Source organism: Rhodopseudomonas parapalustris, assembly GCF_053772255.1.
This window is the reverse complement of sequence record NZ_JAMKBZ010000008.1, coordinates 26,817-52,008: the sequence shown is the minus strand read 5'-3', so window position 1 is coordinate 52,008 and position 25,192 is coordinate 26,817. Positions and strand designations below refer to the sequence as shown.

Below are 25,192 nucleotides of genomic sequence, written 5' to 3'. Positions count from 1 at the left end.
AAGCCGACTCACGGAAGACCCCTAAGAGGTGTCCGATTACGGGTGGCGCAGGGACCCCAACACCGGCATTCTGCGCGCTCCTCCTGCCGGGTTGTCCATGTCCGATCCTTCTCCGATTCCTGCGCGCGGGCGCATCGCGTCCGACGGTCTGGTGTTCCTGACCGTCACCACGGTGGCGTGGGGGCTGAGCTGGCCGGTCACCAAATATCTGATCGCGCAATGGCCGCCGCTGCCGCTGCGCGGGCTGACCGGAATCGCCGGGTCGCTGGCGCTGTTCGGCTACGCGGCGCTGCGCGGCGACAGCCTGGCGGTGCCGCGCAACCAGCGGCTGCGGCTGGTGGTGTCGGCGTTCTTCAACGTCACGCTGTGGATGGCGGTGATGGGGCTGGCGCTGCTGTGGCTGCCGGCCGGCGAGACCGCGGTGATCGCCTACACCATGCCGGTGTGGACGGCGCTGCTGGCGTGGCCGCTGCTCGGCGAGCGGTTGACGCTGCGGCGGCTGGCGGCGCTGGCGCTGGCGTTCGGCGGCATCGCGGCGCTGATGGGCGCGGCGGGCTTTGCCGCCAGCATGGCGAAGCTGCCCGGCATCCTGCTGGCGCTCACCGGCGCGCTCGGCTTTGCGCTCGGCACCATCTTCCTGAAGCGGTTTCCGATCGCGCTGCCCGGCGCCACATCCGCGGCGTGGCAGATCGGGCTCGGCTGCATTCCGGTTGCGGCGATCGGCCTCGCATTCGAGATTCCGCACCCCTCGGTGCTGACGCCGCTCGGCTGGGCCGGGCTGGTGTATCTGGTCGTGATCCAGTTCTGCATCGCTTACGTCTGCTGGTTCGCTGCGTTGCAGCGGCTGCCGGCGTCGGTGGCGGCGATCGGCACCATGGCGACGCCGGTGATCGGCGTCGTCGCCTCGGCGGTCGCGCTGCACGAGCCGCTCGGCTTCGGCCAGATCGCCGCGCTGGTGATGACGCTCGCCGGCGTGGCGCTGGCGACGCGAACCTGATCCGCGGCAATTGCGGGTGGACCGCGCAACGCGCGGCCTGATACAGAAAAAGGTCGCCGCCGCATCACTTGCGGCGCGACCAACGAACAAGACTTCGGGGCAGGAAATGACGTCCAACATCAAGAAGCTGCTGGTGACGGAATCGTTGTCGCAGCAGGGCAGGGCGCTGATCGCCGCACGCGGCGATATCGAGATGATCGAATTTCCCAATATGATCTCCGCGGACGATTTCGACGCGCTGCTGCGCGCCGAGGCGCCGGTCCACGGCGTCGCGCTCGGCGCGACGCGGTTCGGCGAGCGCGAACTCGAGGCGTCGCAGGACATGCGCGTGGTGGCGCGGATCGGCGTCGGCTTTGATGCGATCGACGTGCCGGCGCTGAACAAGCGCAAGGTGCCGCTGATGACCGCGGGTACCGCGAATTCGCCCTCGGTCGCCGAGCAGGCGCTGTTCATGATGCTGACGCTCGCCAAGCGCGGCGCCGAACTGCACGCGCTGGTCAAGACCGGCGCCTGGGCGACGCGGCTCGGGCTGCTGCCGTTCGATCTGTTCGGCAAGACCGTGCTGATCGTCGGCTTCGGCCGCATCGGCACCCGCACCGCCAAGCGCTGCCTGGCCATGGAAATGAACGCCCTGGTGTACGACCCTTACGTGCCGGCGGCGGCGATCGAAGCGGCCGGCTGCAAACCGGTGTCCGATCTCGACGCGGCGCTGCCGAACGCCGATTTCGTCAGCCTGCATTGCCCGAAGACGGCGGAAACCACCGGGCTGTTCGACGCGAACCGGCTGTCGAAGATGAAGCCGATCGCGTATCTGATCAACACCGCGCGCGGCGGCATCGTGGTCGAGCAGGCGCTGTACGACGCACTGCTCGCGGGCAAGCTCGCCGGCGCCGGGCTCGATGTGTTCGAGCAGGAACCGCCGCCGCACGGCCACAAGCTGTTCGATCTGCCCAACGTGATCATCGCGCCGCATGTCGCCGGCGTCACCCGCGAAGCGCTCGACCGGATGGGTGAGCAGACCGCCCGCAACATGCTGAGCGTGCTCGACGGCGATCCGATCCGCGCCAACGTCGTCAATCAGGACGTGCTGAGTTAGTTGGGCGCTCGGCGCTCATCACGATACCGGGCGTCGTTGAGAGCGAAGCCATCCAGCGCTGCGAGTCCGAACCTGGATTGCTTCGTCGCTTCGCTCCTCGCAATGACGAAGACCGCATTGCATCACACGAAATAACAATTGGGGAGGCTCATCGTGGCATTGAAAGAGTACGGCGAGTACGACGGCGTCGGCCTCGCCGAGCTGGTGCGGAGCAAGCAGGTGTCCGCGGACGAACTGCTCGATCAAGCGATCGCGCGCACCGATGCGGTCGATCCCAAGCTCAACGCCGTCGTCGTCCGCCACGATGACTACGCCCGCAAGCAGATCGAAGCCGGCCTGCCGGATGGTCCATTCAAGGGCGTGCCGTTCCTGCTGAAGGATCTCGATCTGCTCGCCGGCACGCGCACCACGTTCGGCGCCAGCCTGTACAACGACTTCGTCGCGCCGCACACCGGCACGCTGGCGCAGCGGTTTCTCAACGCCGGCGTCACCGTGTTCGGCAAGAGCGCCAGTCCCGAACTCGGCCTGATGCCGACCACGGAGTCGCGGCTGCACGGGCCGACCCGTAATCCGTGGAATCTCGATCATTCCTCCGGGGGCTCGTCCGGCGGCGCGGCGGCGGCGGTCGCTGCGCGCATCCTGCCGGTGGCGCATGCCAGCGACGGCGGCGGCTCGATCCGGATTCCGGCATCCGCCTGCGGCGTGTTCGGGCTGAAGCCGACGCGGGCGCGCAATCCGATCGGGCCGGATCGCGGCGCCGGCTGGGGCGGCTTCGCCTGCGGCCATGTGGTGAGTATCAGCGTGCGCGACAGCGCCGCGATGCTGGACGCGCTGCACGGGCCGGAGCCGTCGAGCCCTTACGTCGCGCCGCCGCCGGAGCGGCCGTTCGCCGACGAGGTCGGCCGCGATCCGGGCCGGTTGCGGATCGCGTTCACCGATCGCTCGACCTATGGCGATGCGATCGATCCGGAGATCGCCGCGGCGGTGCGTGATACGGCTAAGCTGCTCGAAGGCCTCGGCCACCACGTCGAGGAACGCGCACCGGTGCTGCCGGCCGATCCGGCGGAGGTGATCGCCACGATCGTCGCGTGCAATACCGGGCTCGCGGTACGGCTCGCCGAGCAGACTTTCTGCCGCCCGATGACCGAACGCGATTTCGAAATCCTGACGCTGGCGTCGGCCGCCAACGCGCGCAAGGCCAGCGGCGTCGATTACTGTGCCGCCGAGCTCAACGCATTTCAGATCTCGCGCGCGCTCGCCGATTTCTTCGCGAGCGTCGATGTGTTTCTGTCGCCAACGCTGTGCACGTTGCCGCTGCGGATCGGCAAGATCGACACCATGGTGCGCGATCTGTCCGGCATCAGCCCGACGCTGCGCCGATACATTCCGGGAACCAGCCTTGCTAATATGTCGGGGCAACCGGCGATGTCAGTGCCGCTGGCGTGGAGTGCGAGCGGGCTGCCGATCGGAATGATGTTCGCTGGCCGGTTCGGCGAAGAAGCGACGCTGCTCCGTCTCGCTGCACAACTCGAACGCGAACGGCCGTGGAAAACCCGGCGTCCGCCGGTCTGTGCCTCGACATAGCCACATAAAATAGAAACCAGCGACCATTGTCTGCGTTGACGTGCTCGGCCGAGGTGTTTTCTTCGCGCCTGAGCTGGGGGAGCCTTGTATTGACTGCCAACGACCCAACGGATGAAGCCCTCGCGGCGATCGCGAGCATCTTCGAAAAGCCCGACGCCGCGCCGGATAAGCGTGACGAAACGGTATCGGAGGAGGATTCGTCCGACGCCTCTCAGCCTACCGCCGAGTCTGACGGACAGCCTGCGGTCGACGAGGCGGAAGCCGAACAGCCTGAATCCGACCAGCCCGCCGAGCCGAATGGCGCTGCGCCGGGGGATTCCGAGGCATCGGAGCCCGACCCGGCTGACGACGATCTCGAGCGCTACACCCGCGAGGGACCGGGGCCGCTCGACGCGTTGCGTTTCAAATGGCGGCTGCGCCGCGACGAGCGCGGCTACTATGTCGACGAGACCATCGGCGCCAGCGTGCATCCGATCAGCGCCGGTCCGATGTCGCGCGCCGACGCGATCGCGTTCATCGAAGATCGCGACGCCGAGACGCGGCGGCGGTTCGAGGTGTTGCGCAACGAGATCGTCATGGGCCCCTCCGAGCGGGGCTATGAAGAAGACGGTGACGAAGCCGACGCCGAGAGCTAAGCAAGGCTCGCGCCGGCCGACCACAGCGGCGCGATCCGTCGTCGCGCCGCGGTCGCGTGTTGTCGAACTTCCCGACCTGTGACGGCAGGCAGGGCCGCTCGCCGCCTTTGTGCGGGCCGAACGGCCGCACCTCCAGGACAATCAGAGATGTATCAGAGCCTCGAAGCCGATCTGCGGTCGCTCGAAGATGCGGGCCGGCGACGCAAGCTCCAGCCGCGCGCCGGCGTCGACTTCACCTCCAACGATTATCTCGGCCTCGCCGAGTCCGACGAATTGCGCCAGGCTGCAGTCGAGGCGATCGCGCGCGGCGTGCCGATCGGGGCGGGCGGTTCGCGGCTACTGCGCGGCAATCACGAGGAGCACGAAGCGCTCGAAGCGGAAGCCGCCGATTACTTCGGCGCCGAGAGCGCGCTGTATCTCGGCGGCGGCTTCGGCGCCAATCACGCGATCTTCGCGACGCTGCCGCAGCGCGGCGATCTCGTGCTGTACGACGAACTGATCCACGCCAGCGTGCACGAAGGCATGCGCCGCGGCCGTGCCGCGTGCGAGAGCGTGCCGCACAACGACGTCGAGGCATTCGATGCGCGGCTGCGGCAGTGGCGCGCGAGCGGCGCGCGCGGCCGTGCCTGGATTTCGATCGAGAGTGTGTACAGCATGGACGGCGACAGCCCGCCGATCGATCAGTTCCTCGCGGTGGCGGATCGGCACGATGCGGTGCTGGTGATCGACGAGGCGCATGCCACCGGCGTCGCCGGTCCGGAGGGGCGGGGACTGGCCGCCGCGTTCGAAGGCCGGCCCAATGTGATCACACTGCACACCTGCGGCAAGGCGCTCGGCACCATGGGCGGCTTCGTGCTGGGGCCCAGGATCGTGCGTGACTTTCTGGTCAATCGGGCGCGGCCGTTCATCTTCGCCACTGCGCCGTCGCCGCTGATCGCGGCGGTGACGCGCGCCGCGCTCGACATCAGCCGCACCCGGCCGGAGCGGCGGCAGCGTCTCGCCGAGTTGGTCGCGTTCGCCGACCGCGAACTGAAACAGCGCTGTGGGATCACCTCGTCGGGCTCGCACATCCTGCCGATCATCGTCGGCGCCAATCGCACCGCGGTGGCGCTCGCGGCCTCGCTGCAGCGGCGCGGCTTCGACGTTCGCGCGATCCGTCCCCCGACCGTGCCCGAGGGCACGGCGCGGCTGCGCATCGCGCTCAGCGCCAATCTGTCGGAACAGGTGATCGGCGTGCTGATCGACGCCCTCGCCGAAGACATGAGGGCGGCGGCATGAGCGCGCGCATCGTCGTCACCGGCACTGACACCGGCATCGGCAAGACCGTCTTCGCCGCCGCGCTCGCCGGCGCGCTGGACGCGACCTATTGGAAACCAGTGCAGTCCGGCCTCGAGGACGAGACCGATTCCGGCGCGGTGCAGCGGCTGTCGGGACTGCCCGCCGAACGCATCCTGCCGGAGCGCTACCGGCTGAAGACGCCGGCCTCGCCGCATCTCGCCGCCGCAATCGACGGCATCGAGATCGACGTTGCCGCACTCGACCTTCCGGATGTGGCGCGTCCGCTGGTGGTCGAAGGCGCCGGCGGGTTGATGGTGCCGCTGACGCGCGAGGTGACTTACATCGACGTGTTCGCGCGCTGGCGCGCGCCGCTGGTGCTGTGCGCGCGCACCTCGCTCGGCACCATCAACCACACGCTGCTGTCGATCGAGGCGATCAGGGCGCGTGACATTCCGCTGCTCGGCGTCGCATTCCTCGGCGAGGAAAACGCCGAGTCCGAACAGATCATCACCGAGCTCGGCCGCACCCGCCGGCTCGGTCGGCTGCCGTGGCTGGCGACGCTCGATGCCGCCGCGCTGCGCGCAGCCTTCGCCGCGGCGTTCGATCCTCGCGATTTCAAAGGAGACGCGCCATGAGCCACTCATCCCCGGTCTGGCATCCGTTCACCCAGCATGCGGTGCAGGGCGAGACGCCGACGATTGTGCGTGGCGAGGGCGCCTGGCTCGAAGCCGAGGACGGCCGCCGGATCTTCGACGCGATCAGTTCATGGTGGGTGGTGACTCATGGCCACCGCCATCCGGCGATCATCGCCGCGATCAAGCAGCAGGCCGACCGGCTCGATCAGGTGATCTTCGCCGGCTTCACGCATCCACCGGCCGAGCAGCTCGCACAGCGCCTGGTCGAGATCACGCCGCCCGAGCTGACGCATGTGTTCTTTTCCGACAGCGGCTCGACTTCGGTCGAGGTCGGGCTGAAGATGGCGCTCGGCTATTGGCTGCATTCAGGCGAGAGCCGTCGGCGCATCCTGGCGCTGGAGGGCGCCTATCACGGCGACACCATCGGCGGCATGTCGGTCGGCGAGCGCGGCGTGTTCAACGCGCCCTATGATCCGCTGCTGTTCGACGTCAGCCGGCTGCCGTTCCCGCGGGCCGGTGCCGAGCAGGCGACGCTGGACGCGCTGGAGCAGGCATGCCGCACCGAGGCGGTGGCGGCGCTGATCGTCGAGCCGCTGGTGCTGGGCGCCGGCGGCATGCTGATCTATCCGCCCTGGGTGCTGGCCGAGATGGCACGGATCTGCAAGGCGCACGGCGTGCTGCTGATCGCCGACGAGGTGATGACCGGCTGGGGCCGCACCGGCACGCTGTTCGCGTGCGAGCAGGCGCAGGTCGTCCCCGACATCGCCTGCTACTCGAAAGGATTGACCGGCGGCTCGGTGCCGCTCGCGGTGACGATGTGCCGGCGCGCGATCTTCGACGCGCATTTCTCGACCGATCGGCGCAAGACGTTTTTCCACTCCAGTTCCTACACCGCCAATCCGATTGCCTGCGCCGCAGCGCTGGCCAATCTTCAGGTATGGGAAAGCGAGCCGGTGCAACAGCGGATCGATGATCTCGCCGGCGTGCATGCCCGCGCGCTGGATCGCTTTCGCGACGATAAGCGCTTCGCCAATGTCCGGCAGATCGGCACCATCGCGGCGGTCGATCTCCAGGTCGGCGACAGCGGTTATCTCGCCGACGTCGGCCCACGCCTCTACGCGTACTTCATCGCCCGCGGCCTGCTGGTCCGCCCGCTCGGCAACACCATCTATCTGATGCCGCCTTATTGCAGCACGGCGGCGGAGATCGAAGCGGTGTACGAGGCGATCGAGGCCGCGCCGGAGACGCTGGAGCGGGGTGGTACGCTGAGCTGAGCGGTTGATTTGACGAACAGGATAAGTACGCAACCCGTCATGCCCACGCTCGTCGCGGGCATCCACGTCTTAAGGCCGCGCAAAGTCGGAGACGTGGATGGCCGGGACCAGCCCGGCCATGTCGCGAGGGCGTCCGGTTGCTGTTACTTCGCCTTCGTGAACGCCTGTGAGATCCGGGCCCAGGTCTTCTCGTAGACCGCGGCGGTCTCGTCGAGGCCGGCCTTCAGCGCGTTCCAGGTCTCGTCGCCGGCGGCGGACAATTGGGTCAGCTTCGGGCCCAGCGTCTTCTCGGTCTCTTCGGTCCAGCGGCGCAGCGAGGATTCCATTTCCTTGCGGCCCTGTTCGAGCGCGGAAGCGGCGCTGGTCTGGATCGTTTCCAGCGACGACAGGAACGCATGACGCTGCGCCTCGGCACGGGCGGCAAGCGCATCCTTGACGACGCCGGCCTGATCGCCGGCGGTGCCGAGGAATTTCTGGAAGGCGAGTTCGACCTCGTTCCACTGCGCCGAGACCGCCGACAATGCCGCGTCGGTGACTTGCTTGGAGGCGCCGATATCGGCCTGCAGGGCGCTCACCTGGGACTGGAACGTGTCGCGCGCCGTGCGGAACTGCGCCAGCGCCTCCTTGGCCTTGGCGCTCGAGGCGTCGCTCAGCTTGGCGACCGATTCCTCGACCTTGGCGAGGGTGGCGGCGGATTCATCGAGCTTCTGCTTGGTCCATTCCATATAGGCTTGGGCGACATCTGGCTTGGTCATGAAGTCCTCCTTTCGAGGTCGGGGCCGAAGGCGACAAGTTTGGATTCGGCGGCAGAGCGGAGCGGGGACGGGGCATCGGATTGGTCGTCGGCGCGGATGCCGAGCAGTTCGGCCTGCGCCAGACGCCGGACAGCGATCTCGACCGTCCGCTTCCGCTCGGCGTCGAATGTGTCCCAGCCAAGTGAACTGAGCATGACGTTGCGCAGAGTGCGGAAGTTGGAGATGGCGCCGAGCACGATCGCGACCCGCACCTTCAGCTCCGCATCGCTCGGCGAACGTCCGGTGGCGGCGGCGACTTCCGCGATCAGCGCGGCCTGAAACCGTGCCACCGACTGATAATAGATGATCCGGAAGGCGTCGTCGGCGTCGCGCTCGCAGCGGACGAAGAATACGGTCCAGGCTTCCGGCTCCTCGTCGCCCGCGATGAACTGGAAGAACCGCATCACCGCCGCATCGATCCGCTCCACGGCGTCCGTACCGGTGTGGCGCAGCGCGTCGATCAAGGGATCGATCCGGGATCGCATGTAGTCGGCGATCGCCTGCGCGGCGGCGAGGTAGAGCTCGCGCTTGCCGCCGAAATGATACGGGATGGCGGCCTGATTGACCCCGGCGCGCTCGGCGAGCTTGCGGGTGGTGGCGCCGTCGTAACCGACCGACCCGAACACCTCGATCGCCGCTTCGATCATCCGGGCGCGGGTGTCACGGCTCTGACCGCCAAATGGCGGTGTGCCGCGGAGTTTGGCTGCGTGGCCGTTGGACTTCATCGTCGGCGCCTCGTGCGTCGATTACTTAATTCATTCGAATGAATGAGGCTTTGCGCTGGATCAAGTCGGGCGGGCGAGGTGGCCGCTTGGCCTGAGGCCCTGAGGCCCTGAGGCCCTGAGGCCCTGAGGCCGGGCCTGCGGCAGGCATCGGTGTGCTCTCCATACGGACGGCATCAGCTGCGGCGCATGGTTCGAGACGGCGCTTCGCTCGTCCTCCTCACGCGGTCGTCCAGAGCGGCGGCCGCGGCACGGCGTTGTTAGATCCAAAAGAAAAAGGCGCCCCGCGAGGAGCGCCTTTTCCCTGAGTGGGGTCGCCGAAGCGATTAGTACGAGTAGTACATCTCGAACTCGACCGGGTGCGGGGTCATTTCGAACCGCGCGACTTCGGTCATCTTCAGCTCGATGAAGGCGTCGATGAAGTCGTCATCGAACACGCCGCCGGCCTTGAGGAAGGCGCGATCCTTGTCGAGGCTCTCGAGCGCTTCACGCAGGCTGCCGCAAACGGTCGGGATCTGCTTCAGCTCTTCCTTCGGCAGATCGTACAGATCCTTGTCCATCGCCGGACCCGGATCGATCTTGTTCTTGATGCCGTCGAGGCCGGCCATCAGCATCGCCGCGAAGGCGAGATACGGATTGGCCATCGGGTCCGGGAAGCGGACTTCGACGCGCTTGGCCTTCGGCGAGGTGGTGTAGGGGATACGGCACGAGGCCGAGCGGTTGCGGGCCGAGTAGGCCAGCAGCACCGGCGCTTCATAGCCCGGGACCAGACGCTTGTAGGAGTTGGTCGACGGGTTGGTGAAGGCGTTGATCGCCTTGGCGTGCTTGATGATGCCGCCGATGTAGTGGAGGCAGGTTTCCGACAGATCGGCGTACTTGTTGCCGGCGAAGGTCGGCTTGCCGTCCTTCCAGATCGACTGATGGACGTGCATGCCCGAGCCGTTGTCGCCGAACACCGGCTTCGGCATGAAGGTCGCGGTCTTGCCGTAGATGTGGGCAACCTGATGGATGCAGTACTTGTAGATCTGCATCTGGTCGGCCATGTGGGTCAGGGTGTCGAACTTCATGCCGAGCTCGTGCTGGGCCGAAGCGACTTCGTGATGATGCTTCTCGACCTTGACGCCCATCTTGGCCATCGCGCCGAGCATTTCGGAGCGCATGTCCTGCACCGAGTCCTGCGGCGGCACCGGGAAGTAGCCGGCCTTGGTGCGGATGCGGTGGCCGAGATTGCCGCCCTCGTACTCGGTATCCGAGTTGGTCGGCAGTTCGGACGAGTCCAGCTTGAAGCCGGTGTTGTACGGGTTCGCCGAATAGCGCACGTCGTCGAACACGAAGAATTCGGCTTCGGGGCCGACGAACACGGTGTCGCCGATGCCGAGCGCCTTGACCTGGGCTTCCGCCTTCTTGGCGATGCCGCGCGGGTCGCGGTTGTAGGGCTCGCCGGTCGACGGCTCGAGGATGTCGCAGGTGATCACCATGGTGGTCTCTGCGAAGAACGGATCGATCGTGGCGGTCGCCGGATCGGGCATCAGCGTCATGTCGGACTCGTTGATCGCCTTCCAGCCGGCGATCGAGGAGCCGTCGAACATCGTGCCTTCCGAGAAGATGTCCTCGTCGATCATCGACACGTCGAAAGTAACGTGCTGCCACTTGCCGCGCGGATCGGTGAAACGCAGATCGACGTATTTCACGTCGTTGTCCTTGATGGATTTCAGGACTTCTTTAGCGGTCGTCATGAGTACCCCTTTGCTTCGGGTCGTCGTGAAACGGCGGCCGGACAGGCCGCCAGGTGATTCGATCAGGCGAGGTGATAGGCCCGGCGCTTAGATGGCGTCCAGTCCGGATTCGCCCGTCCTGATGCGGATGGCTTCTTCGATGTTGGAAACGAAAATCTTGCCGTCGCCGATGCGGCCGGTCTGGGCGGCGCGCCGGATGGCGTCGATCGCCTTCTCCACCAGGTCGTCGGCGATCACGATCTCGATTTTCACTTTCGGCAGGAAGTCGACGATATATTCCGCCCCGCGATACAGCTCGGCGTGACCCTTCTGTCGGCCGAAGCCCTTGGCTTCGGTGACGGTGATCCCCTGCAATCCGACTTCCTGCAGCGCTTCTTTGACCTCGTCGAGCTTGAACGGCTTGATGATGGCTTCGATCTTCTTCACTTACACTCTCCCCGGACTTCCCACGTCGTGAGTCGGCATGTGTATGCCAGATTGCGCGACGCTGCGCAGTTGATCGATGACACCGCGGCCGATTGGGTAAACGACATCGCCCCCAAGTCCCGCCCAGGCCCGGAACTCGAAGACGATCGCGCCGACCCCGCCTACGAGAGGCGAGCGCGAGGGATCGAAACTGGCTTCCGTAAAAGCAGGGTCCGTGCCAATTTGCTAGGGTGACTGATTGTGAAGCCTTATCAGGATATTAATCGGGCGTGTGGCCCACTGTGGGAACGCTGCACGGGCGTTGTCTGATTAATTTAAGGGCAATTAGCTCATCTGTTGTGCATGTGGCGGGGCGCGCCGGTTGCGCTGCCTTCGCCACAGGCGAGTGTACCGGGAATTGGGCATGGAACTGTTGACGCCCGCTGAAATGGACCGCGCCGACCTGTTGACGATCGCCGGCGGGTCGTCCGGCTTTGCGCTGATGCTGCACGCCGGCCGTCACGTCGCGCAGGCCGCGATCGAACTCGCTGACGAGGGCCCGATCCTGGTGATCGCCGGTCCCGGCAACAATGGCGGCGACGGGCTGATCGCGGCAACCGAATTAGTTGCATTGGGGCGCACGGTACACGTCATGCTACTTGGCGAGCGCGACGCGCTGAAGGGCGACGCGGCGCTGGCGGCGCGAGAGTGGAAGGGGCCGCTGCTGCCGTTCCTCACCCAGTCGATCGGTGCGCCGGCGCTGATCATCGACGCGCTGTTCGGCTCCGGCCTCAATCGCCCGGTCAAGGATCAGGCGCTGGAGATCATCGAAGCGGTCAACGCCGCCGGGGGGCCGGTGCTCTCAGTCGATCTGCCGAGCGGCATTAACGGCGCCACCGGCGCGGTGATGGGGGCGGCGATCCGGGCACGCGAGACCGTCACCTTCTTCCGTCGCAAGATCGGTCACCTGTTGCTGCCGGGCCGGCTGCATTGCGGCCGGGTGCGGCTGGTGGATATCGGCATCGAGCCCGACGTGCTCGGCGAAATCCGGCCGCAGGCGTTCGAAAACGATCCCGACCTGTGGCTGCAGGATTTCCCGGTGCCGCGCGCCGATGGCCACAAATACGGTCGCGGTCATGCCGTGGTGGTGTCGGGCGAGCTGTCGCAGACCGGAGCGGCGCGGCTGGCCGCGCGCGGGGCGCTGCGTGCTGGCGCCGGTCTCGTAACGGTGGCGTCGCCCCGCGAGGCGCTGGCGGTCAATGCCGCGGCGCTGACCGCGGTGATGGTGCGACCGGTCGACACGGCGGGCGAGCTCGGCACGATGCTGGCCGACCGGCGCTTCAATGCGATCGGGATCGGGCCGGGGGCGGGGATCGGCGAGGCGACCCAGGGCAAAGTGCTGGCGGCGCTCGTGGCTGGCGCCGGGGTGGTGCTCGACGCCGACGCGCTGACAAGTTTCGCCGGGCGTCCCGAAGAGCTGTTCGAGGCCATTAAATCCACAAGTAACCCACAGGTTGTCCTGACCCCTCACGAGGGCGAGTTTCCTCGTCTTTTCAGTGACATGAGCAACAAAAATCCACTTCGCTCGAAACTTGAGCGAGTGCGCGTCGCGGCGCAGCGCTCAGGCGCCGTGGTGCTGCTCAAGGGGGCCGATACGGTGGTGGCCGCACCGGACGGGCGGGCTGCGATCGCCTGCAACGCGCCGCCCTGGCTGGCTACCGCCGGTTCGGGCGACGTGCTGACCGGGATCATTGCCGGTCTGTTGGCGCAGCGCGTCCCGGCGTTCGAAGCTGCTTGCATCGGGGTGTGGATGCACGGCGAAGCGGCGTGTGAAGCCGGCCCCGGCCTGATCGCCGAGGATCTGACCGAGACGCTGCCGGCGGTGCATCGGCGGCTCTATGATGCGCTCGGCATCGAGTATTGAGGGCTGAAAGAGTCCAGGTTCGGCAGAGGGCTGGAACCTTTGGCTCAAGTCACGAGGTAGCTGCGGACCAGCCGCGGCTCCGACCATTTTGCCGCATAGGCCTCGATTAGCCATAGCCCCGGATATTCGGCCGCGAAGGCGATCCGCTGCGTCTGGCCGGCGTCGATCGCCAGGGTATCGAGCCAGAACGGCTTCCAGCCGTCGTCGAGCCGGTCGAGCAGCCGGAAATGGTGGCCGTGCAGGTGAAACACCATCGGATAGGTGGCGTGGTTGGTCAGTGCCATCACCACGGTGCGGCCGCGCTTGACCTGAAATGCAGGGCCGGCGGCCGGATTGAACTTGTCCGGCGCGAACCAGTCGAGCTGGCCGTTGACCAGCGCGCCGAGCAACAGCTCGGTGCGCAGCGAGCTGCCGAGCGGGAGTTGCGCAGGCAGGCCATTGGTCGGGAAAGGTGCCGGCTGCGGTAGCGGGGCGGGCCGCAGCGGCGGATCGCCAGCATACACCAGTCGGGCCAGAGAGACCGGCTTGCCGCCGTCGTGCAGCGTGATCGCGGCGCTCGATCCGGGCGGCTTTGCGGCGTCGATCAGGACGTCGACCCGGCCGCCGGCCGCGATCACCAGCGCTCCGCCGCGCGCCAAAAACGGCTCGGCCGGCTTGCTGTCGAGGGCCATCACCCAGACGTTGTGATCCTCGATTCTGAGCGCGATCACATTGCGTTGGCATGCATTGATGAAGCGGAATCTAAATCGGCCATTGGCGCGTAGCGTAAACTCCGCCGAGGGCTTGCCGTTGACCGTGTACAGCCACGGCGTGGCGCCGACATCGACCCCAGAGGGGCGTAGCTTGCCATCCTCGCCGAGCCGGAAATCCTCGATCAGCACCACCTGATCGCCGTCGGCCTGAGGCGGTTCGGCTTCGCTGACGATCAGCGGTAGCGCCGGCATCGGCGCGGAGCCGCCGTCCGCGGTCAGGCGAAGGTCGGCCATCAGGGTGCCGGCCGAGCGCAGCGACAGCAGAAACCGATCGCTGCCGCCGGGCGGCACCGGCTTGGTCTTGACCAGCGGTTCGGCGTTCGCGGCACCGTCGAGGCCGCGCAGGGTCAACAGCGCAGATTGGTCGAGCTGGTTGTCGAACTGCACCGCGACCTCGTCCCCGTGGGTCAAAGGAGGGGCATCGAGCGTCAGCGACGGCCGAGCCAGCGCCGCTGCTCCGGGTTTCAGCACGACGCTGCCGGGCGCGGCGCGGATCGTCAGCGTTTTGCGCGGCGATGCGACAGCGGGGCTGCTGGCGCCAAGCGCCGGCGCGGTCATCATGGCGCCGAGCCCGGCGAGCAGGGTGCGGCGGGACAGGGCAGGCGGCTGAACGGTCATCAGCGATGCGGACCATGTTCGATGCGCGCTGTCCAGTCTGCGACAATCTGATGCTTGGAGGCGACGAGATTCGGTTCGTATGAGCTGGTCTCCAATTACCGACCGATGAGGTTGCCTTCTCCATCATGACGAAGACCGAAGACGCAGGCTGGATCGAACGACTTGCCCTTATTCTCGATGCGTTTCGCGAGATTAATCCCGACATTACCGCCAATCAGATCCTCGTGCTGCTGCAGATCGGTGGAAGCCCGGAATCACCCAGCGCGAGCTCGCCGATCGCACCGGTCTGAAAGATGGCACCATCTCGCGGATCTGCGCCTTGATGTCGGAGCGCGGCCACCAGGACCGGCCCGGGCTGTCGATCATTGAGATTCGGCCCGTTCCCGGGGATTTCCGCTCGAGAGGCCAGCATCTGGTTGACCGTGGCAACAAGCTCTACGAGCGCGTCCGGTCATTGATGATCGCGGGCGGCTAGCATGCGGGGCCTGTCCTTTGCTGGTGAGGTCAGTGCTTTCTCGGTCGTGAGTTCCCGGTTTGCGTTTGCCCGCCACAGCTCGCAAAAGCTGCGGGTTTCTCTTGATGCGGGCCCTATATGTCATGTTATAAGCCGCCGCCCGCGGCATCGCGGCCGGACATGATGCTCTTCGCGGGCGTGGCGGAATTGGTAGACGCGCTGGATTTAGGTTCCAGTGACGAAAGTTGTGGGGGTTCGAGTCCCTCCGCCCGCACCACGCAAGTGCTTTTGCTCATGACGAGTTTTTCGGAGGGCCGTCCGCCAGGACGGATGTCCGCCACCCCGTTGATGCAGGCCGCGAGGCCACATCGCACAGTTCGACCATTTCCGGTCCTTCGGCCGGAGCCAAGAGAAGAAGATTGACGCCATGCAGGTCAAGGAAACCGTTGCCGACGGATTGAAGCGCGAATTCCAGGTCAATGTCCCGGCTGCGGACATCGACGCCAAGATCGACGAGAAGCTCGCCGATCTGAAGGACAAAGTGCGCCTCAACGGCTTTCGTCCGGGCAAGGTGCCGACCGCTCACCTGAAGCGCGTGTACGGCCGTTCGGTCGCCGCCGAGACCATCGACAAGCTGGTCCGCGACACCAATGACGGCATCTTCACCGAGCGCGGCTTCCGGCTCGCGACCGAGCCGAAGATCACCATGCCGCAGGATCAGAAGGAGATCGAGGACATCCTCGAGGGCAAGTCCGATCTCAACTACACGGTGGCGATCGAAGTCGTGCCGGCGATCGAACTGGCCGACTTCAAGAGCTTCTCGGTCGAGAAGCCGGTGGTCGAGGTCGGCGAATCGGACGTTGATGAAGCGATCAAGCGCATCGCCGAATCCAACCGCACCTATGCCGACAAGGCCGAGGGCGCCAAGGCCGAGACCGGCGACCGCGTCACCGTGTCGTTCAAGGGCACCATCGACGGCGTCGCGTTCGACGGCGGCACCGGCGAGGACATCCCGGTGGTGATCGGTTCGGCCAGCTTCATTCCGGGCTTCGAGGACCAGCTCGTCGGCATCGCGGTGGGCGAGACCCGCACCATCAAGGTGTCGTTCCCGGCCAACTACGCCAGCGAGACGCTGGCCGGTAAGCCGGCCGAGTTCGAGACCACCGCGACCAAGCTCGAAGCGCCGCAGGAAACCACGATCGACGACGAGTTCGCCAAGACCCTCGGCATGGAATCGCTCGACAAGCTGAAGGAAGCCGCCAAGGCCCGGCTCGCCGCCGAATACGCCGGCGCGGCGCGGCTGAAGGTCAAGCGCCAGTTGCTCGACCGCCTCGACGAAGCCCACAAGTTCGACGCTCCGCCGTCGCTGATCGAACAGGAGTTCGAAGTGATGTGGCGCTCGATCAACGCCGAGATGCAGTCGAACGGCAAGACCTTCGCGGACGAGAACACCACCGAGGACGCCGCCAAGGAAGAGTATCGCAAGATCGCCGACCGCCGCGTCCGCCTCGGCCTGGTGCTGTCGGAGATCGGCGAGAAGAACAAGATCCAGGTCACCGACGACGAAGTCAGCCGCGCGGTGATCGAGCGCGCCCGCCAGATGCCGGGCCGCGAAAAGGAAGTCTGGGATTTCTACCGGTCCAATCCGGAAGCGGTCGCCCAGCTCCGCGCCCCGATCTACGAAGACAAGGTGGTCGACTTCATCCTGGAGCTCGCCAACGTGACCGAGAAGCCGGTCACCCGCGAGGAGCTGTACAAGGACGAGGACGACAAGACCGCGGCCTGATCGGCTCGGCGCTGCGCGCACCAATCTCCGAACGGCCCCGGGTGATCCCGGGGCCGTTTTGATTCCGGGGGCTCGCAAGCGATGCTTCGCGGCAGCAGCGTCTGGTGTCTCGGCGGGCCGCGCGGCCGGACCACCGAGCCGTCAAGGTGCGCCGATGTTAACGATGTGCGCCGAAACCGGCCCGAGACCGTCTCGCCGTTTTGCCGGAAGCCGCCGAATCAGTATCAACTCGGCTCAGAAACGGGGTTCACCCTTGTCGCCGCGCAATCGGCTCATATCTGTGACCTCGCTTCACGTCCTGCATCACGGGGCGAACGCCTGCGGCGGAGCCGTTTTTGTCGCTCCCGCGAGCTGTCGCCCACCACAACCCTCAGGTGATTTATGCGCGATCCGGTGGAAACCTACATGAACCTCGTGCCGATGGTGGTCGAGCAGACCAACCGCGGCGAACGAGCTTACGACATCTTCTCGCGCCTCCTGAAAGAGCGGATCATCTTCGTCACCGGCCCGGTCGAAGACGGCATGTCGACGCTGATCGTCGCGCAGCTTCTGTTCCTTGAAGCGGAAAATCCGAAGAAGGAAATCTCGATGTACATCAACTCGCCGGGCGGGGTGGTGACGTCGGGGCTGGCGATCTACGACACCATGCAGTTCATCCGCCCGCCGGTCTCGACGCTGTGCACCGGTCAGGCCGCGTCGATGGGCTCGCTGCTGCTCGCCGCCGGCCATAAGGACATGCGGTTCTCGTTGCCGAACGCCCGGATCATGGTGCATCAGCCGTCCGGCGGCTTCCAGGGCCAGGCCACCGACATCATGCTGCACGCCCAGGAGATCCTGAACCTGAAGAAGCGGCTGAACGAGATCTACGTGCATCACACCGGGCAGACCTACAAGGCGATCGAGGACGCGCTGGAGCGCGACAAGTTCCTCACCGCCGAGATGGCCAGGGAGTTCGGCATCGTCGACAAGGTGATCGAGAAGCGCCCCGAAGATCCCGCGCCGGCCCCGAAGACTGCCTAAGTCGAGATTTCCGAGGTCGGGATACCGACCTCGGGCTTCTCACAGGAAAGCCCCAATGTTCCGCTTTCGTGCCGAGATCCCGCGTGACAATGGCGCAACGCTGCGTTGATTTCAGCGACCAAGGGTCGCGCACACGCAACAAATCACGCTATTGTCACGTCGGCCGGCGTTCGGCCGATTAGCGAATTCTTGATAGACGGGTGCCAGTCTGATTGGCTGAACCTGATCGACGAAAGTGCTTGGGGGATTCGAACTCGGTCGCGGTTCGCGACCAGACTGATGCGGGGGTCTTTTCTGGTACGGATTTTGCTCCCTTAAACCTCGTCGACCCGGCTCGCCCCGGGCCCGGCGATGACCGGAAGAGACCGAACGGCGGACGGAGATAGAAATGAGTAAGGTCGGCACGAGCGACTCCAAGAACACCCTGTACTGCTCGTTCTGCGGAAAGAGCCAACACGAGGTCCGCAAGCTGATCGCTGGCCCCACGGTCTTCATCTGCGATGAGTGCGTCGAACTCTGCATGGACATCATTCGCGAGGAGAACAAATCCTCGCTGGTGAAGTCGCGCGACGGCATCCCGACGCCGAAGGAAATCTGCAAGGTCCTCGACGACTACGTGATTGGTCAGGGTCATGCGAAGAAGGTGCTGTCGGTCGCGGTGCACAATCACTACAAGCGGCTGAACCACCAGACCAAGCACAACGACGTCGAACTGGCGAAGTCGAACATCCTGCTGATCGGTCCGACCGGCTCGGGCAAGACGCTGCTGGCGCAGACGCTGGCGCGGATCCTCGACGTGCCGTTCACGATGGCGGATGCGACGACGCTGACCGAAGCCGGCTATGTCGGCGAGGACGTCGAGAACATCATCCTGAAGCTGCTGCAGGCGGCCGACTACAATGTCGAGCGGGCGCAGCGCGGCATCGTCTACATCGACGAAATCGACAAGATCAGCCGCAAGTCGGACAATCCCTCGATCACCCGCGATGTCTCGGGCGAGGGCGTCCAGCAGGCACTGCTCAAGATCATGGAAGGCACCGTCGCCTCGGTGCCGCCGCAGGGCGGGCGTAAGCATCCGCAGCAGGAATTCCTGCAGGTGGACACCACCAACATCCTGTTCATCTGCGGCGGTGCGTTCGCCGGCCTCGAGAAGATCATCTCGTCGCGCGGCCGGACCACCTCGATCGGTTTTGCTGCGCAGGTGCTGGCGCCGGAAGACCGCCGCACCGGCGAGATCTTCCGTCATGTCGAGCCCGAGGATCTGTTGAAATACGGCCTGATCCCGGAATTCGTCGGTCGTCTGCCGGTGGTCGCCACCCTGGAAGACCTCGACGAGAACTCGCTGAAGAAGATCCTGACCGATCCGAAGAACGCGCTGGTCAAGCAGTATCAGCGGCTATTCGAGATGGAGAACGTCGAGCTCACCTTCGCCGACGAGGCGCTCGGCGCGGTCGCCCGCAAGGCGATCGAGCGTAAGACCGGCGCCCGCGGCCTGCGATCGATCCTGGAGAGCATCCTGCTCGAGACCATGTTCGACCTGCCGGGCCTCGAAGGCGTCGAGGAAGTGGTGATCTCGCGCGAAGTGGTCGAGGGCACCGCGCGGCCGCTCTACATCTACGCCGACCGCACCGATCGTGCGGCCGAGAGCAGCGCCAGCGCCTGAGGCGCCGCGCCGGAGCGGCGGCCTTCAAGGCCGCCGCTTGCAACGATCAGAACGGACTGCTGCGAGGCGTGTCGCGGCCGGCTTCCGTGCATCAACATCCTGTGCGAAAGCCGGACAAATCGTTGCGTTTTCCACGACTTGACACCCCACTATCGGATAGCCACCTAATCGTTCGGCGATGACAAGCGTTTTCAGGATTCGCCTCTATCATTCCGGAGACCGAGGCCCTGACCGGCCGGAGAAGACCGGACACCTCCGCACCTCGTGACGGCAGCGCCGATGGCGGGCCGAGGGCGAGGGGGCAAAACGAAAGGAACGGGGCCATGACCGCCACCAAACCCAGGCCATCGATCACCTACGGCGAAAGCCACTCCTATCCGGTTCTTCCGCTCCGCGACATCGTCGTGTTTCCGCACATGATCGTGCCGCTGTTCGTCGGCCGCGAGAAGTCGATCCGCGCCCTCGAAGAGGTGATGAAGAACGACGCGCTGATCATGCTGGCGACGCAGAAGAACGCGTCCGACGACGATCCTGCGCCCGACGCGATCTACGAGATCGGTACGCTCGCCAGCGTTCTGCAGCTTCTGAAGTTGCCCGACGGCACCGTCAAGGTGCTGGTCGAAGGCCTCGCGCGCGCCAAGGTCGACAAGTACACCGACCGTGCCGATTACTACGAGGCCGACGCCGCCGCGCTCGAAGACAGCGACGCCAATTCGGTGGAAGCCGAGGCGCTGTCGCGCTCGGTGGTGTCCGATTTCGAGAGCTACGTGAAGCTCAACAAGAAGATCTCGGCCGAAGTCGTCGGCGTGGTGCAGTCGATCACCGACTTCGCCAAGCTCGCCGACACCGTGGCCTCGCATCTCGCCGTCAAGATCGCCGATCGCCAGGGCATCCTGGAGACGCTGTCGGTGACGCAGCGGCTCGAGAAGGTGCTCGGGCTGATGGAGAGCGAGATCTCCGTCCTGCAGGTCGAGAAGCGCATCCGCAGCCGCGTCAAGCGGCAGATGGAGAAGACCCAGCGCGAGTACTATCTCAACGAGCAGATGAAGGCGATCCAGAAGGAGCTCGGCGACGAAGACGGCCGGGACGAGCTCGCCGAACTCGAAGAGAAGATCGCCAAGACCAAGCTGACCAAGGAAGCCCGCGAGAAGGCGCAGCACGAGCTGAAGAAGCTGCGCCAGATGTCGCCGATGTCCGCGGAAGCGACGGTCGTGCGCAACTATCTCGACTGGCTGCTGTCGATCCCGTGGAACAAGAAGTCCAAGGTGAAGAAGGACCTCGCGGCGGCGCAAGCCGTGCTCGATTCCGATCACTACGGGCTGGAGAAGGTCAAGGAACGCATCGTCGAGTATCTTGCGGTGCAGTCGCGCGCCAACAAGCTGAGCGGGCCCATTCTGTGCCTGGTTGGCCCGCCCGGCGTCGGCAAGACCTCGCTCGGCAAGTCGATCGCCAAGGCGACGGGACGCGAGTTCGTGCGCGTGTCGCTCGGCGGCGTGCGTGACGAGGCCGAGATCCGCGGTCACCGCCGCACCTATATCGGCTCGATGCCCGGCAAGATCATCCAGTCGATGCGCAAGGCGAAGACCTCGAACCCGCTGTTCCTGCTGGACGAGATCGACAAGATGGGCGCCGACTTCCGCGGCGATCCGTCCTCGGCGCTGCTCGAGGTGCTCGATCCCGAACAGAACGGCACCTTCAACGACCACTATCTCGAGGTCGACTACGATCTGTCCAACGTGATGTTCATCACCACGGCGAACACCCTGAACATTCCGGGGCCGCTGATGGATCGTATGGAGATCATCCGGATTGCCGGCTACACCGAGACCGAGAAGGTCGAGATCGCGCGCAAGCACCTGATCCCGCAGGCGCTGACCAAGCACGGCCTCGACCCCAAGGAATGGTCGATCGACGACGCGGCGTTGCTGCTCGTGATCCGTCGCTACACTCGCGAAGCGGGCGTGCGTAATCTCGAGCGCGAAATCTCCACACTCGCCCGCAAGGTGGTGAAGGAGTTGATGCTGTCGAAGAAGAAGTCGGTGCACATCGACGAAAAGCAGATCGAGGACTATCTCGGCGTGCCGAAGTTCCGCTTCGGCGAGATCGAGAGCGACGATCAGGTCGGTGTGGTGACGGGTCTGGCGTGGACCGATGTCGGCGGCGAGCTGCTGACGATCGAAAGCGTGATGATGCCGGGCAAGGGCCGGATGACGGTCACCGGCAATCTGCGCGACGTCATGAAGGAGTCGATTCAGGCGGCGGCGTCCTACGTCCGCAGCCGCGCGATCACCTTCGGCATTGAGCCGCCGTTCTTCGAGAAGCGCGACATCCACGTCCACGTTCCGGAGGGGGCGACCCCGAAGGACGGCCCGTCGGCCGGTGTGGCGATGGCCACGACCATCGTGTCGGTGCTGACCGGCATCCCGATCCGCCGCGACATCGCCATGACTGGCGAGATTACGCTGCGCGGCCGGGTGCTGCCGATCGGCGGCCTCAAGGAGAAGTTGCTCGCCGCGGCTCGCGGCGGCATCAAGACGGTGCTGATCCCCGAGGACAACGCCAAGGATCTCACCGAGATTCCGGACGCGATCAAGGGTGGTCTCAACATCATCCCGGTGGCGCGGATGGACGAGGTGATTGCCAACGCGCTGACCCGCGCGCCGGTGCCGATCGTCTGGGAAGAGGACACCAAGCTACCGACGCCCGACAGCGCCGAAGCCTCCGACGAAGCCGGAGGCGGCCTGACCGCTCACTAAGGCGGGCGAGACCTTACAACGACATCGACGGCGCCCTGCGGGGCGCCGTTTGCGTTTCGGTGCCGGCGATCAGGCGGGCCAGCGCGTCGGCGGGCAGGGCGGGGCTGAACAGGTAGCCCTGCATCTGCTGGCAGCCGAGCTGGCGCAGCAGGTCGCGCTGTTCGGCGGTCTCGACGCCTTCGGCGAGCGTGGTCTTGTTGCCGGCGGCGGCGATCTGCACGATCGCGCGGACGATCGCGGCCGAGCCCGCTTCTGCGGTGAGGGTGTCGACGAAGCTCTTGTCGATCTTGATCTTGTCTATTGGGAAACGGTGCAGATACCTCAGCGACGAATAGCCGGTGCCGAAATCGTCGAGCGCGATCTTGACCCCGAGGGAGCGGAGCTGGTTGAGGATCGCCAGCGTCGACTCGGTGTCCTGCAGCAGCAGCGCCTCGGTGATCTCCAACTCCAGCCGGTGCGCGGGCAGCCCGGTGCGCGCCAGCGTGGCTGCGACCTTGAGCGGGAAGGTCGAGCGGCGAAACTGGATCGGCGAGACGTTGACCGCCACCGTCATCGTCGCCGGCCATCCGACCGCGACGCCGCAGGCCTGATCCAGCACCCATTCGCCGAGCTCTTCGATCAGGCCGATGTCTTCGGCGAGCGGAATGAACTCGGCGGGCGAGACAAAGCCGCGCACCGGATGCTGCCAGCGCAGCAGCGCCTCGCAGCCGGCGACCGCACCGGAATTCAGATCGACCAGCGGCTGGAAATGCAGCTGGAAGCTGCGCTCAGCCAACGCGCGCCGCAGTTCGGTCGCTAGTTCGTGCCGGGCTTTGGCTTTGACGTCCATCTCCGGCATGAAGAACCGGTAGGTGTGTCGGCCTTCGGATTTGGCCGCGTAGAGCGCCAGGTCGGCCTTGGCGATCAGCTCGTCGACTTCGCCGGCGTGGTCCGGCGCCAGCGCGATGCCGATGCTGGCATCCGGCGAGATCATGTGGCCGGCGCAGTCGAAGGTCTCACGCAGCGCGTGCTGCAGCGTCGCCACCAATTCGCGCACGGCGCCGGCGTCGGTCGTCACCACCGCGAATTCGTCGCCGCCGAGCCGGGCGACGTAATCGTTCGGACCGACGCAGCGCAGCAGCCGGTCGGCGATCGACTTCAGAAGTTGGTCGCCAACCGGATGGCCGAGGGTGTCGTTGACGATCTTGAACTCGTCGATGTCGATGTAGAGCAGGGCCAGCGGATCGCCCGGCTCGATCGCGTCGAGCGCAGCGCCGAGATGGGCGCGGAACGACGATCGGTTGGGCAGCCCGGTCAGGTCGTCGTAATGGGCAAGGTGGTGGATGCGCGAGTCGGCGCGCTTGCGCTCGGTGATTTCCTCGTGGGTCATGACCCAGCCGCCACCCTGGATCGGCTCCCTCATGATCAGGATGGTCCGGCCGTCGACGAACTCCGCCTCGAACGAGCTTCTGTGCCGGGCATTCTTCGCTGCAAAACGGCGGTACTCTTCCATGAGATGCTGGTCGTGACCGGCCTGCTTCAGCAAGGCGACGATCTCGGCCCCGGTGAGGCCCGGCTTCACCGCGTCGGCCGGCAACCGGTAGATTTCGAGATAGCGCCGGTTGTGCAGCAGCAGCCGGCCCGAGGCGTCGAACAGCGACAGTCCCTGCGCCATATTGTCGACCGCGATGCTGTAGCGTTGGCGCAGATCGGTTTGGTGCCGGATGATGTTGCGGCCGAGCTGGAACAGCACGCCGGCGACGGTGAGCGCGGTCGCCAGCGCGACCGACAGGATCACCCACAACTCGCGCCACCACGCGGCTAGCACGCCGTCCACCGAGCGCGACACCACGATGACGATCGGCTGCTTGCTCAGCGTCCGCGCGGCGGCGATCCGCTCGCTGCCGTCGAACGGACTGACGATCCGTTGCGACACGCCGGTTCGGCCGAACAGCGGCTTGAGATCGGACTGACGAAAATTCTCGCCGACCGCCGAGGAAAAGCTCGGCCACCGCGTGACCAGGACACCATCGCTGGTGAACATCGCGATCGCCGCGTCCCGGCCCAGAACCAGCGAGGACGCCAGTTTCTCGTACCAGGCGTTGGGGATGGTCCGGGCGAGAATCCCGGATGTTTGCTTGGTTGGGCCGCGCAGCCGCTTGACCAGGGTCAGGGTCCTTCCGCCGAGCACCGGATCGCGCACGAATTCGATCTGGCTGTCGTCGCGCTCGACGTCGGACCTCCAGCGCTGAAAGTTCGGATCGGCCCCGATCTCGACGCGCGGCACCGGCCAGTTCCGCGACGAGTTGATCAGTGTGCCGTCGCCGTCGAACAGGTCGAATTCGCCGAGCTCGGCGGCCTTCAGCGCCAGCAGCGTGTGGCCGCTCAGCGTCTGGGCCAGCGGAAAAGCGTATACGACCGACGAGGCGGTTTCGCTCTGGTCGATGTTCAGCGCCTCGAACGTGCGGTCGAACTGGCGGGCGAGCAGCAGCGCGGTGTTGCGGAGCTCGCGTTCAGTATTGCGTAGGATGCGCTCGCGGCTGTCTGCGACCATCCAGCCGGTGACCAGCGCGATCGCCGCAAACAGCAGCACGCCGCTGACCACGATCCCGCGCACCGAGACGTTTCGCGGCCCGCTCAACAGGCTGCGCCGCCCTGCGTCCCTTCCTACCCGTAGCATTGACCACCCCAGCCGGCGTCGTGAATGGCTTCTTACTACCGCCCGGAGGTGGACATCTCGTTAGTACAGATACGGGCAATGACTCGCGTATCCGGCGATTTTGGGCAGGGTCTGGCGCCGAATTGGTCTGGCACCGCACGTTTCCGGTACTCCAGTGCAGTGGCGATGTGGGGTTGGCGACGCAACCTCAGATGTCGGCGGCTGTTTTTGGTCGGAGACTGTTCACCAGACCGGAGGAATTTTCGGTGGAGCAGGAGCTGAGACGAACATGACGCCGGCGGCCGCGCGGGGCGCATGGTGGGCGGCGAGAGATTCGAACTCCCGACCCTCTCGGTGTAAACGAGATGCTCTAACCAGCTGAGCTAGCCGCCCGCCGCGCCTATCTACCGCGTGGGGCGTGGTCT

The 25,192-nt window shown here is 65.7% G+C and carries 20 protein-coding genes and 2 tRNA genes; 15 read left to right on the top strand and 7 right to left on the bottom strand.

What is annotated here, in order from left to right; all coding sequences use genetic code 11:
• Positions 1–97: 97 nt before the first annotated feature.
• From M9H71_RS09415 to M9H71_RS09385, 7 genes are all read left to right on the top strand, one after another.
• Positions 98–997 carry a DMT family transporter gene (locus tag M9H71_RS09415; RefSeq protein WP_455404773.1) on the top strand — a complete coding sequence of 300 codons (900 nt, stop codon included), beginning with the start codon at positions 98–100 and terminating at the stop codon, positions 995–997.
• A gap of 106 nt (positions 998–1,103) precedes the next feature.
• On the top strand, positions 1,104–2,093 hold the full coding sequence (locus M9H71_RS09410) for a hydroxyacid dehydrogenase (protein ID WP_455404772.1): 990 nt from the start codon (positions 1,104–1,106) through the stop codon (positions 2,091–2,093).
• Positions 2,094–2,246: 153 nt separating this feature from the next.
• The gene (locus M9H71_RS09405) at positions 2,247–3,677 is read left to right on the top strand and encodes an amidase (RefSeq protein WP_455404771.1); all 1,431 of its coding nucleotides are present in this window, start codon (positions 2,247–2,249) and stop codon (positions 3,675–3,677) included.
• Between the two features lie 89 nt (positions 3,678–3,766).
• The gene (locus M9H71_RS09400; protein WP_455404770.1) at positions 3,767–4,312 is read left to right on the top strand and encodes a hypothetical protein; all 546 of its coding nucleotides are present in this window, start codon (positions 3,767–3,769) and stop codon (positions 4,310–4,312) included.
• A 147-nt stretch (positions 4,313–4,459) separates the two neighbouring features.
• Entirely contained in the window at positions 4,460–5,590 is a 1,131-nt protein-coding gene (locus M9H71_RS09395; RefSeq protein ID WP_455404769.1) for an 8-amino-7-oxononanoate synthase, read from the top strand.
• On the top strand, positions 5,587–6,225 hold the full coding sequence (bioD, locus tag M9H71_RS09390) for a dethiobiotin synthase (protein ID WP_415218163.1): 639 nt from the start codon (positions 5,587–5,589) through the stop codon (positions 6,223–6,225). The genes M9H71_RS09395 and bioD overlap by 4 nt, the downstream gene beginning before the upstream one ends.
• The gene (locus M9H71_RS09385) at positions 6,222–7,499 is read left to right on the top strand and encodes an adenosylmethionine--8-amino-7-oxononanoate transaminase (protein WP_455404768.1); all 1,278 of its coding nucleotides are present in this window, start codon (positions 6,222–6,224) and stop codon (positions 7,497–7,499) included. Before bioD ends, M9H71_RS09385 begins: the two co-directional genes overlap by 4 nt.
• Positions 7,500–7,642: 143 nt before the next feature.
• Here M9H71_RS09385 and M9H71_RS09380 read toward each other — a convergent pair whose 3' ends face one another.
• The 4 genes from M9H71_RS09380 to M9H71_RS09365 all read right to left on the bottom strand — a co-directional run bounded on the left by M9H71_RS09380 (position 7,643) and on the right by M9H71_RS09365 (position 11,177).
• Positions 7,643–8,254 (bottom strand): hypothetical protein, encoded by a 612-nt coding sequence (locus M9H71_RS09380; RefSeq protein WP_455404767.1) that lies wholly within the window; start codon positions 8,252–8,254, stop codon positions 7,643–7,645.
• Positions 8,251–9,018 carry a CerR family C-terminal domain-containing protein gene (locus M9H71_RS09375; RefSeq protein WP_455404766.1) on the bottom strand — a complete coding sequence of 256 codons (768 nt, stop codon included), beginning with the start codon at positions 9,016–9,018 and terminating at the stop codon, positions 8,251–8,253. The genes M9H71_RS09380 and M9H71_RS09375 overlap by 4 nt, the downstream gene beginning before the upstream one ends.
• 323 nt (positions 9,019–9,341) lie before the next feature.
• On the bottom strand, positions 9,342–10,751 hold the full coding sequence (glnA, locus tag M9H71_RS09370; RefSeq protein WP_455404765.1) for a type I glutamate--ammonia ligase: 1,410 nt from the start codon (positions 10,749–10,751) through the stop codon (positions 9,342–9,344).
• Positions 10,752–10,838: 87 nt separating this feature from the next.
• Positions 10,839–11,177: a P-II family nitrogen regulator gene (locus M9H71_RS09365; protein ID WP_011158515.1), complete on the bottom strand. Its 339-nt coding sequence runs from the start codon at positions 11,175–11,177 to the stop codon at positions 10,839–10,841.
• Positions 11,178–11,580: 403 nt separating this feature from the next.
• Here M9H71_RS09365 and M9H71_RS09360 point away from each other — a divergent pair, with 403 nt between their 5' ends.
• Positions 11,581–13,080 (top strand): NAD(P)H-hydrate dehydratase, encoded by a 1,500-nt coding sequence (locus M9H71_RS09360; RefSeq protein WP_455404764.1) that lies wholly within the window; start codon positions 11,581–11,583, stop codon positions 13,078–13,080.
• Between the two features lie 44 nt (positions 13,081–13,124).
• Here M9H71_RS09360 and M9H71_RS09355 read toward each other — a convergent pair whose 3' ends face one another.
• Positions 13,125–14,450, bottom strand: a complete 1,326-nt coding sequence (locus tag M9H71_RS09355; RefSeq protein ID WP_455404763.1) for a multicopper oxidase family protein — start codon at positions 14,448–14,450, stop codon at positions 13,125–13,127.
• Positions 14,451–14,575: 125 nt separating this feature from the next.
• On the opposite strand from M9H71_RS09355, the gene M9H71_RS09350 reads away from it, so the two are divergent.
• From M9H71_RS09350 to lon, 7 genes are all read left to right on the top strand, one after another.
• Positions 14,576–14,740 (top strand): hypothetical protein, encoded by a 165-nt coding sequence (locus tag M9H71_RS09350; RefSeq protein WP_455404762.1) that lies wholly within the window; start codon positions 14,576–14,578, stop codon positions 14,738–14,740.
• On the top strand, positions 14,704–14,925 hold the full coding sequence (locus tag M9H71_RS09345; protein ID WP_455404890.1) for a MarR family transcriptional regulator: 222 nt from the start codon (positions 14,704–14,706) through the stop codon (positions 14,923–14,925). The genes M9H71_RS09350 and M9H71_RS09345 overlap by 37 nt, the downstream gene beginning before the upstream one ends.
• Positions 14,926–15,096: 171 nt before the next feature.
• A tRNA-Leu gene (locus M9H71_RS09340) sits at positions 15,097–15,181 on the top strand.
• A gap of 150 nt (positions 15,182–15,331) precedes the next feature.
• Positions 15,332–16,690: a trigger factor gene (gene tig / locus M9H71_RS09335; RefSeq protein ID WP_455404761.1), complete on the top strand. Its 1,359-nt coding sequence runs from the start codon at positions 15,332–15,334 to the stop codon at positions 16,688–16,690.
• 381 nt (positions 16,691–17,071) lie between these two features.
• On the top strand, positions 17,072–17,710 hold the full coding sequence (locus M9H71_RS09330; RefSeq protein WP_455404760.1) for an ATP-dependent Clp protease proteolytic subunit: 639 nt from the start codon (positions 17,072–17,074) through the stop codon (positions 17,708–17,710).
• A gap of 388 nt (positions 17,711–18,098) precedes the next feature.
• On the top strand, positions 18,099–19,373 hold the full coding sequence (gene clpX, locus M9H71_RS09325; RefSeq protein WP_164604460.1) for an ATP-dependent Clp protease ATP-binding subunit ClpX: 1,275 nt from the start codon (positions 18,099–18,101) through the stop codon (positions 19,371–19,373).
• 323 nt (positions 19,374–19,696) lie between these two features.
• On the top strand, positions 19,697–22,129 hold the full coding sequence (gene lon / locus M9H71_RS09320; protein ID WP_455404759.1) for an endopeptidase La: 2,433 nt from the start codon (positions 19,697–19,699) through the stop codon (positions 22,127–22,129).
• Positions 22,130–22,142: 13 nt separating this feature from the next.
• On the opposite strand, the gene M9H71_RS09315 is transcribed toward lon, so the two are convergent.
• On the bottom strand, positions 22,143–24,749 hold the full coding sequence (locus M9H71_RS09315) for a bifunctional diguanylate cyclase/phosphodiesterase (RefSeq protein WP_455404758.1): 2,607 nt from the start codon (positions 24,747–24,749) through the stop codon (positions 22,143–22,145).
• A 334-nt stretch (positions 24,750–25,083) separates the two neighbouring features.
• Positions 25,084–25,160: transfer RNA gene (locus tag M9H71_RS09310), tRNA-Val, on the bottom strand.
• Positions 25,161–25,192: the final 32 nt, after the last annotated feature.

Bases quoted from the DNA above. Each gene is read 5' to 3' on its own strand.
- M9H71_RS09330 (WP_455404760.1), top strand. From the start codon at position 17,072: ATGCGCGATCCGGTGGAAACCTACATGAACCTCGTGCCGATGGTGGTC.
- M9H71_RS09385 (WP_455404768.1), top strand. From the start codon at position 6,222: ATGAGCCACTCATCCCCGGTCTGGCATCCGTTCACCCAGCATGCGGTG.
- M9H71_RS09410 (WP_455404772.1), top strand. From the start codon at position 1,104: ATGACGTCCAACATCAAGAAGCTGCTGGTGACGGAATCGTTGTCGCAG.
- M9H71_RS09355 (WP_455404763.1), bottom strand. From the start codon at position 14,450: ATGACCGTTCAGCCGCCTGCCCTGTCCCGCCGCACCCTGCTCGCCGGG.
- bioD (WP_415218163.1), top strand. From the start codon at position 5,587: ATGAGCGCGCGCATCGTCGTCACCGGCACTGACACCGGCATCGGCAAG.
- clpX (WP_164604460.1), top strand. From the start codon at position 18,099: ATGAGTAAGGTCGGCACGAGCGACTCCAAGAACACCCTGTACTGCTCG.
- lon (WP_455404759.1), top strand. From the start codon at position 19,697: ATGACCGCCACCAAACCCAGGCCATCGATCACCTACGGCGAAAGCCAC.
- M9H71_RS09415 (WP_455404773.1), top strand. From the start codon at position 98: ATGTCCGATCCTTCTCCGATTCCTGCGCGCGGGCGCATCGCGTCCGAC.
- M9H71_RS09360 (WP_455404764.1), top strand. From the start codon at position 11,581: ATGGAACTGTTGACGCCCGCTGAAATGGACCGCGCCGACCTGTTGACG.
- M9H71_RS09375 (WP_455404766.1), bottom strand. From the start codon at position 9,018: ATGAAGTCCAACGGCCACGCAGCCAAACTCCGCGGCACACCGCCATTT.
- tig (WP_455404761.1), top strand. From the start codon at position 15,332: ATGCAGGTCAAGGAAACCGTTGCCGACGGATTGAAGCGCGAATTCCAG.
- glnA (WP_455404765.1), bottom strand. From the start codon at position 10,751: ATGACGACCGCTAAAGAAGTCCTGAAATCCATCAAGGACAACGACGTG.
- M9H71_RS09380 (WP_455404767.1), bottom strand. From the start codon at position 8,254: ATGACCAAGCCAGATGTCGCCCAAGCCTATATGGAATGGACCAAGCAG.
- M9H71_RS09395 (WP_455404769.1), top strand. From the start codon at position 4,460: ATGTATCAGAGCCTCGAAGCCGATCTGCGGTCGCTCGAAGATGCGGGC.
- M9H71_RS09350 (WP_455404762.1), top strand. From the start codon at position 14,576: ATGACGAAGACCGAAGACGCAGGCTGGATCGAACGACTTGCCCTTATT.